This is a genomic window from Phaeovulum sp., from assembly GCF_041596715.1.
Taxonomy (GTDB): Bacteria; Pseudomonadota; Alphaproteobacteria; order Rhodobacterales; family Rhodobacteraceae; genus UBA6213.
In genome coordinates this window covers 1-8,043 of sequence record NZ_JBFHIA010000146.1, presented here as the reverse complement: position 1 = coordinate 8,043, position 8,043 = coordinate 1, and the positions used below count along the sequence as shown (strand labels likewise).

The following is an 8,043-nucleotide window of genomic DNA, read 5'->3' as shown; positions in this document are numbered from 1 at the left end:
CGATAACGTGCAAGGTCTGGCGCGGCGCTATGGTGCTGCGTTGACCAGCGGCCTGACAATCGCCGATGTCGAGGCATGGCCTGATGCGCTGCGCGCGGTAAGCGAAGCCGATGTGATGGCCGCAGCACATGCGTTGTTCGACAAACGCCAGTCAGTCACCGCTTGGCTGATGCGGCCCGAAGACGAGGGGGTGCAGCAATGATCCGGTTTCTCGTAGCGCTGGTATCTGCGCTAACCCTCGCCGCGCCAGCGCGCGCGACCATAGAAATTGCCGAGGTTGTCTCGCCGGGGGGCATTACCGCCTGGCTTGTCGAAAACCACGAAATACCCTTTACCGCGCTAGAGATCCGCTTTGCGGGCGGGGCCAGCCTTGATGCGCCGGGCAAGCGTGGCGCAATCAACCTGATGACCGGTCTTTTGGAAGAAGGCGCAGGGCCGCTGGATGCCCAAGGCTTTGCCGAAGCCGCCGAGTCGCTTGCGGCAGAGTTCCGTTTTGATGTGGGCGATGACCTTTTGTCGATTTCGGCGCGGATGCTGACCGAAAATCGCGATGCCGCCGCGGCGCTGTTGCGTAGCGCGCTGATCGAGCCGAACTTCGACGATGTGGCGCTAGAGCGGGTTCGCGCGCAGGTGGTTTCGATCATCGACGCCGATTCGCGCGACCCTGATGCGATCGTTTCAGATACCTTCGCGCGGCTGGCATGGGGCGATCATCCCTATGGCACCTCGCTGAACGGCACGTTGGAAAGCGTTGCGGCCCTGACGCGCGACGACATGTTTGACGCCAAGGCTCGGGTGATGGCGCGCGACCGTATCCGTGTGGCCGCAGTCGGCGACATCACGCCCGAGGCACTGGGCGCGCTGCTTGACACATTGCTGGGCGACTTGCCCGATACGGGCGCGCCGATGCCCCCGCCCGCGGAACTGGGGCTGACCGGCGGCACGAGTGTAGTCGAATACGCCGGCCCGCAATCGGTGGTGCTATTCGGTCAGGTCGGTTTGTCGATCAAGGACCCCGATTATTTTGCGGCCTATCTGATCGATCATATTCTGGGCGGTGGGCTTGGGTCGCGCCTCATGACCGAGGTGCGCGCAGAGCGTGGGCTGACCTATGGCATATCGTCGTTTCTGGTGCCGCGCGATCTTTCCGAGACATGGCAGGGTTATTTCGCCTCGGCCAACGAAAAGGTTGCCGAAGCGCTGGCCGTGACCAAGGCGGAATGGGCGAAGATCGCCACAGAAGGTGTGAGCGACGAAGAACTCGCAGCCGCCAAGACCTATCTGACAGGTGCCTATCCGCTGCGGTTTGATGGCAACGGGCGGATCGCCTCGATCCTTGTGGGGATGCAACATCAGGGTTTGCCGCGCGATTACATCGCCACCCGCAACGACCGGGTCGAGGCTGTCACCGCTGACGATATCCGCCGGGTCGCGGCGCGGCTGATGGATGCCGATGCCTTGCATTTCGTGGTCGTCGGGCAACCCGTGGGCCTGCCGCAATAGCCGCGAATCAATAGAACCTCAGGCTGCTTCGTGCTAACGCTTGTGGTATGAACCACGAAAGCCGCAACATAGGCGCATCGCCGCGCCCGGTCATTCGCCAGCTAAGCGAAGCCGCCGCCAACCGCATTGCCGCGGGCGAGGTGGTGGAGCGGCCTGCCTCGGCGGTCAAGGAACTGGTCGAAAATGCGCTCGACGCAGGGGCGCAGCGCGTCGATGTCAGCTACGCAGACGGCGGCAAGACGCTGATCCGGGTGGTCGACGATGGCTGCGGGATGACCGAAGGCGACCTGCCGCTTGCGCTTTCGCGCCACGCGACATCGAAGATTGATGGTTCTGATCTGCTGAACATCCACACTTTCGGCTTTCGTGGCGAGGCGCTGCCAAGCTTGGGGGCGGTGGGTCGGCTGGTTATCACCAGCCGCGTCGAGGGCTTTGAGGCGGCGCAGATATCAGTCAGTGGAGGCGCGATTGCGCCCGTTCGCCCCGCCGCGCTGAACCGTGGAACCGTGGTCGAATTGCGCGATCTGTTCCACGCCACCCCGGCGCGGCTGAAGTTCTTGCGATCAGACCGTGCCGAGGCGCAGGCCATTGCCGATGTGATGCGCAGGCTTGCGATGGCGGCGCCGCATGTGGGCTTTACGCTCACCGATGTTTCGGGCGGCGAGCGGCGCGAGATCTTGCGCGCCGATGCAGAGCAGGGCGAATTATTCGACGCGCTTTTCGGCCGCCTTGCCCGCGTGTTGGGCCGCGCATTCGCAGATAACGCGCTGCCGATCGATGCCGAGCGCGACGGGCTACGGCTGACCGGATTTGCAGCACTACCCACCTATTCGCGCGGCGCGGCGGTAGAGCAGTTCCTATTCGTCAACAACCGCCCGGTGCGTGACAAATTGCTGATCGGCGCGCTGCGTGCCGCCTATATGGACGTGCTCAGCCGCGACCGGCATCCGGCGGCGGTGCTCTATCTGGCGTGCGACCCTGAACTGGTTGACGTGAACGTGCACCCCGCCAAGGCCGAGGTCCGCTTTCGCGACCCCTCCTTGGCGCGCGGCCTGATCGTTTCGGCGCTGCGCCATGCGCTGGCAGGGGCGGGGCATCGCGCCAGCACAACGGTTGCTGGCGAGACGCTAGAGGCGATGCGCCCCGAAGCGCCCCGCATCTATCAGATGGACCGCCCCAGCCCCGGTGCCATGCGCGCCGCCTACGCGTGGCAAGCACCGATCTTTGCCGAGGCCCCCGCGCCCTTCGCCGCAGCGGTGGCCCCCGCGCCCGAAGCAGTCGATTACCCGCTGGGGGCTGCGCGCGCGCAGTTGCACGAAAACTGGATCGTGGCGCAGACCGCCGATGGCATGGTGATCGTCGATCAGCACGCAGCACATGAACGGCTGGTTTATGAGCGGCTAAAGCGGCAGATGGCCGAAAACGGTGTTGCCGCGCAGGCGCTGCTGATCCCCGAAATCGTCGAGCTTTCGGCGGCAGAGGCGGCCCGTCTGCTTGATCTCGCGCCGGAACTGGCACGACTTGGCCTTGGCATTGAACCCTTTGGCGGCACGGCGGTTGCTGTGCGCGAAACGCCTGCGGTGCTTGGCAGCCTCAGTGCTGCGGCGCTGTTGCGCGATATTCTTGACGAATTGGCCGACCTTGGCGACAGCCAGCGCCTTGGCGCGCGCATCGACGCGGTGCTTAGCCGCATGGCCTGCCACGGGTCCGTGCGGTCAGGCCGCCAGATGCGGGTAGAAGAAATGAACGCGCTTTTGCGCGAAATGGAGGCGACGCCCAATTCTGGTCAGTGCAACCACGGGCGGCCGACTTATGTAGAACTCAAGCTGGCCGAAATTGAGCGGCTGTTCGGGCGCAGATGATTCGCATTGGTGAGACGACGATTGATTTGCAAGACCCGCTGGTGCTGGCGGCACTTGGCGCAGCCGTGCTGGTGCTGGTGTTATTCACGCTGGTCATCATGACGCTGCGCGCCACGGCACGGTCTGCCGATCTGGCGCAGCCGATGCTTAACCAGATGGGCAATCTGGGCAACCGGGTGCAGGCGCTTTCGGATGGGCAACAGCAGCTTGCAGGCGGCTTGCACCATGTTTCCGAGGCGCAGGCGGCGGCGCAGACGCGGCTGTTGGCGCTGATGGAACAGCGTCTGGCCGAGGTCAGCCGCGGCATGACCGAAAGCCTGCACGGCACCGCTACTCGCACAGCGCGCAGCTTGGGCGAGTTGCAGCAGCGGCTGGAAACCATCGACAAGGCGCAGGCGAATATCGAGAAGCTGTCTGGCAACGTTCTGAGTTTGCAGGACATTCTTTCCAACAAACAGACCCGCGGCGCATTTGGCGAGATTCAGTTGCACGACATCGTGCAAAAGGCGCTGCCAGCGGACGCCTACACGATGCAGGCGACCCTTTCCAACGGGCGTCGGGCTGACTGCCTCGTGCATCTGCCGAACCCGCCGGGCCCGATCTGCATCGATTCGAAGTTTCCGCTAGAGGCTTATGAGGCCCTGCGCCGCGCCGAAACCCCAAACCAGACGACCGAGGCGCAACGGGCGATGCGCGTGGCCGTGCGCGCCCATATCCGCGCCATCGCAGAGCGCTATGTGATCGAGGGCGAAACGGCGGATGGCGCGCTGATGTTTCTGCCATCCGAGGCGGTTTATGCCGAATTGCACGCCAATTTCCCCGAAATCGTGCGCGAGGGATTCGGGCTCAAGATATGGATCGTCTCTCCCACCACCTGCATGGCCGTGCTCAACACCATGCGTGCGGTGCTGAAAGATGCGCGGATGCGCGAACAGGCCGGCGCAATCCGCAAAGAGTTGGGGATGCTATACGGCGATGTCGAAAGGCTTGGGGTACGGGTCGAAAGCCTTGATCGGCATTTCAACCAAGCCGCGAAGGACATTGAAGACATCAAGATTTCCGCGGAAAAGACCGGGCGACGGGCGCGCAGGCTCGATAATTTCGACTTCGAGGAACTGGCCCCCGAAACTGATCCGGCAATTGTGCCACCGCTGCCGCCACCGGTTTGAGGGTGCGCGCTTGCGTCGCTTGCGTTGGATGCAGCTTTCCTGAAAAGTGTTCTGCGAAGGAGAGATTTTGATGCTGCAGATCACATCCGACAAGGTCGCCCATGTCATCATCCGTGCCCGCGAGATGGAAGCCGATTTCGGCGGCTTCGGCGATACCGGCAGCTATGGAAGCGCCGCTGCAAATGACCTGCGCAGCTTTATCGCCAATCTCAACGACGACGAGCAAGCCAGCCTTGTAGCCGTGATGTGGGTGGGGCGCGAAACTTTTGACGCCGAGGAACTGGACGAGGCAATCGCCACCGCCAAGGCAGAGGCAACTGCACCGACCGAAGACTATCTGATGGGTATGCCGATGTTGGCCGATTACCTTGAATATGGGCTGAACGCGCTCGGCATCTCGCTAGAAGATGCCGAGGACGGTGTGATGCGTTCGACCTAAAGGTGGTCAACGCGCGCCATATATTGCGCGAGCGTTTGCACCTGCCCCAGCCAACGCCCTAGCAATCTCGGGTCTGTTGGTACGCCGTGCACACCTTTGGGCAGTTCGCGCAGCCCAATCGATTCGGCGGCCATTGCGGCGGTGCCCGATACAAGCCGTGCCATCGCAGAGCCGCGCGCATCGCCCACGGCATCCAGCACCCAGCTTTGGTTCCAGACGGGCGCGCCATCGCGTTCGGCCTTCAGCGTTACGATCAGCACAACGCGGTCAGGTTCGCCCGGAGCATAGGCGTTTTGCGCCCAAAGCTCGTTCGAGAGCGCGCGCAGACGTTCATCACCCTCGGGCCCGTTGAGCGATTCGAGTTCGGCAAAAATCGGCGCCCAAGCTTCGGCCCAGCCATTCAACCGAATCGTTCCACGCACGAAATCCTTGACCCGCCAGTCAGCATCAAATCCGTATTCGGCCAAAAACGGCAGGCTGTCGCGGTTGGGGTAAACCTCGAAGGTCTCCGGCCGCGGCAAGGGCGCATCATATCGTGTCACCGCGTCCCAAGGCCGCTGGACGCGCAGTTCAGTGAAATGCCGGATCGAGCGTGAGGGCGCGCGCAAGGCCGCCAGAACCCCCAGAGGCGACCACGAAAACTTGTAACGAAACGCATTCGGCACCGCCGGAATACCACCGCAAAGCGAGGTGAAAGACACCGCGTTGGTCGGATCATAAGCGGGGCTGGCGCGGTAGGCCGCCACCAGATCATGCGCCATCATGTGGTCGATGCCGGGGTCCAGCCCCATTTCGCCAGCGATCACCACGCCCGCGTCTCGTGCAGCGCCATCCAGCGCGCGCAACTCGGGCGAAAGATAGCTGGAACAGGCAAAATGCGCGCGCGCGGCCAAGGCTTGGCGCGCAAGATCTGCGTGCATGCCGGCAGGCAGCATCGAGATGACTACGTCGTCCGGGGCAAATGCCGCTGACATGGCCACGGGGTCATGCAGGCGAATGTCGGTTGCAATGTCGCCCACCACGGCTGCCGCCGCTTCAATGGTCTGATTCCAGACCACTACATCTTGCCCTTCGCTCAGCAGCCGCCGCAGCCCGGGCACTGCCGAAAGGCCAGTGCCACACCAGTGAATTGTCATTTCTGTTTCCTCACAACGCCGCCGAGTGGCGGTCATATTCGGCCTTGGCACGGCCCCAAACGCCTGCCTCCAGATTGCCCAGCGCCATAAGCGAGGGCAAAAGCTGTGCGGCATAATCCTCGCTTGCCTCGCGCGGCAAAAGCGAAGGCAAATTGTCGATTGCGGTCACATCAAGCGGCGGATCGTTGGCAACGCGCAGCGCGGGTGCGGCCCAGTCGGTGGTGTGGTCATAAACCTTGATCGGCGAGAAATCAGAGGTCGGATCACAGGCAATATCGCCAATAACCCGCAGCGCGCGCGGCGCTGTGCGGGCTGATGCGGGCACGAAAACCGGGCAGCCGGGGCGCGCGAGGATGCAGTTGAGAAATATCTCATGCGCCAACACCTCGGGGAAGGGGCCGCCATGCGCGGTTTCCGCCATGTCCCATTTCGTGACCGATACGCCCATTGCCGCGCAAAGATCGGCGGCACCGGTGCCGACCCGCCCTAGCGCGCCGATGACCAAGGCGCGCGGTCGCGGCGCATCGCCCAGATCGGCGGCCAGATCGGCCAGCAAATCGCCTTTGCCCGGGTATTTCGCCACAGGCCCGCAAATGCCACCGCGCGCCTGTGCGGCCCAGCATTTCAGCGCCAGCGCCGCACCCGCATAACCCGCCCAATAGCCAAAGGCCGCGACCCGCCGCCCAGACTCGTCCACGAGGTATTCGAGGTCATATAGCGCCCCGCCCCCGGCCTTGAGGCGTTGCAGCAGCACGCGTCCGGCGGGTTGGCCCTTGAAGGCATGGCCAAACATGATGTGGCGGTGCACCAGCGGTGTGCCGTCTTCGGGCAACTCTTTCAGGCCAAAGATGATCGCGTCACTCGGTGCGGTGGGCCAGCTGTTTTCAGCCGCGATTTCGCAACCCGCGCCGCGATAACCCTCGATTCCAATTTCGCGAACGTGGCTCTCTTCGACCGTCACGCGCAGCCCGGCTGCGCGCAATTTTGCCGCGCCCTCGGGCGTCAACCCGACCCGTTCTTCGTTTGGCCGCTGTTCTGCGCGCACCCAGATATGTGTCATTCATCGCCCCTTTATTGCCGGGGCAAGCATGCATATCGCCTTGGCGGCAACCAGACGCATTCTGCCGTATCTTGGGGGCCGGGTTTTGCATTTTATAGGGTGGCACGGGCACAATGCCGGGTGGCCCTAACCCCAGACGACATCGCCAAGAAAAATGTAACCGGCGCCGTATATGGTCTTGATCAGGCGGGGGTTCTTGGGGTCTTCGCCAAGTTTGGTGCGCAAGCGCGAAATGCGCACATCCATCGCGCGGTCAAAACTGTCACCCGCGGTGCCGCCAAGGCTTTCCTGCATCTGGGCGCGGCTGATCAAGCGCTTCGGGCTTTCAAGAAACATCCGCAGCACTTCGCCTTCGGCATGGCTGAATGGCACATCGGTGCCGTCTGCCGCCACCAGAGCGTAGCGGTCGAAATGCGCGGTCCAGCCTGCAAAACGCGCAGTTTGCGCGGTGCGTTCGGCCTCGGGGCGGCCCTTGCGCAACCGGGCACGGATTCGCGCCACGACCTCGGCAGGGTCGAACGGCTTGATGATGTAGTCATCTGCGCCAAGTTCCAACCCGGTGACCCTGTCTTGCACCTGCGCGCGGCCCGAGATGATGATGATCGCAGCGCCCGATTCAAGCGCCAGCCGATGCACCAGCGCCAGCCCATCGCGGTCTGGCAGACCCAGATCGACCAGACACACATCGGGTGCCGAGCGTTTCAGCCCGATTTCAAACTCTGCGGCGCGCCCATAAGAGGTGGTGCGAAACCCGGCTTCTTCCAGCGCATCCGACAACATGCGGCGCACCTCGGGTTCGTCATCGAGAATTGCGACATGCGGTGGTTTCATGTGGCACCTCCGGCACCAAGACGGGCCAGCAGCGCGGCCTCGG

Annotated in this window: 7 protein-coding genes and 1 pseudogene; 5 read left to right on the top strand and 3 right to left on the bottom strand. The window is 63.3% G+C overall.

What is annotated here, in order from left to right:
* From ABY403_RS10740 to ABY403_RS10720, 5 genes and pseudogenes are all read left to right on the top strand, one after another.
* Positions 1-202 (top strand): annotated as a pseudogene (locus ABY403_RS10740) (insulinase family protein); the annotation flags it as partial.
* Positions 199-1,503 carry a M16 family metallopeptidase gene (locus tag ABY403_RS10735; protein ID WP_372840804.1) on the top strand — a complete coding sequence of 435 codons (1,305 nt, stop codon included), beginning with the start codon at positions 199-201 and terminating at the stop codon, positions 1,501-1,503. The pseudogene ABY403_RS10740 and the gene ABY403_RS10735, both read left to right, overlap by 4 nt.
* Before the next feature lie 47 nt (positions 1,504-1,550).
* On the top strand, positions 1,551-3,365 hold the full coding sequence (gene mutL, locus ABY403_RS10730) for a DNA mismatch repair endonuclease MutL (RefSeq protein WP_372840802.1): 1,815 nt from the start codon (positions 1,551-1,553) through the stop codon (positions 3,363-3,365).
* A complete protein-coding gene (locus ABY403_RS10725) occupies positions 3,362-4,534 on the top strand; it encodes a DNA recombination protein RmuC (protein WP_372840800.1) in 1,173 nt (390 codons plus the stop codon). Before mutL ends, ABY403_RS10725 begins: the two co-directional genes overlap by 4 nt.
* Positions 4,535-4,604: 70 nt before the next feature.
* On the top strand, positions 4,605-4,973 hold the full coding sequence (locus ABY403_RS10720; protein ID WP_372840799.1) for a DUF3775 domain-containing protein: 369 nt from the start codon (positions 4,605-4,607) through the stop codon (positions 4,971-4,973).
* On the opposite strand, the gene ABY403_RS10715 is transcribed toward ABY403_RS10720, so the two are convergent.
* The 3 genes from ABY403_RS10715 to ABY403_RS10705 form a co-directional block, all read right to left on the bottom strand.
* Entirely contained in the window at positions 4,970-6,109 is a 1,140-nt protein-coding gene (locus ABY403_RS10715) for a saccharopine dehydrogenase C-terminal domain-containing protein (protein ID WP_372840798.1), read from the bottom strand. The genes ABY403_RS10720 and ABY403_RS10715 overlap by 4 nt on opposite strands.
* A gap of 10 nt (positions 6,110-6,119) precedes the next feature.
* Positions 6,120-7,169 carry a saccharopine dehydrogenase gene (locus tag ABY403_RS10710; RefSeq protein WP_372840796.1) on the bottom strand — a complete coding sequence of 350 codons (1,050 nt, stop codon included), beginning with the start codon at positions 7,167-7,169 and terminating at the stop codon, positions 6,120-6,122.
* Positions 7,170-7,295: 126 nt separating this feature from the next.
* Positions 7,296-8,000 carry a response regulator transcription factor gene (locus ABY403_RS10705; RefSeq protein ID WP_372840794.1) on the bottom strand — a complete coding sequence of 235 codons (705 nt, stop codon included), beginning with the start codon at positions 7,998-8,000 and terminating at the stop codon, positions 7,296-7,298.
* Between the last annotated feature and the right edge of the window lie 43 nt (positions 8,001-8,043).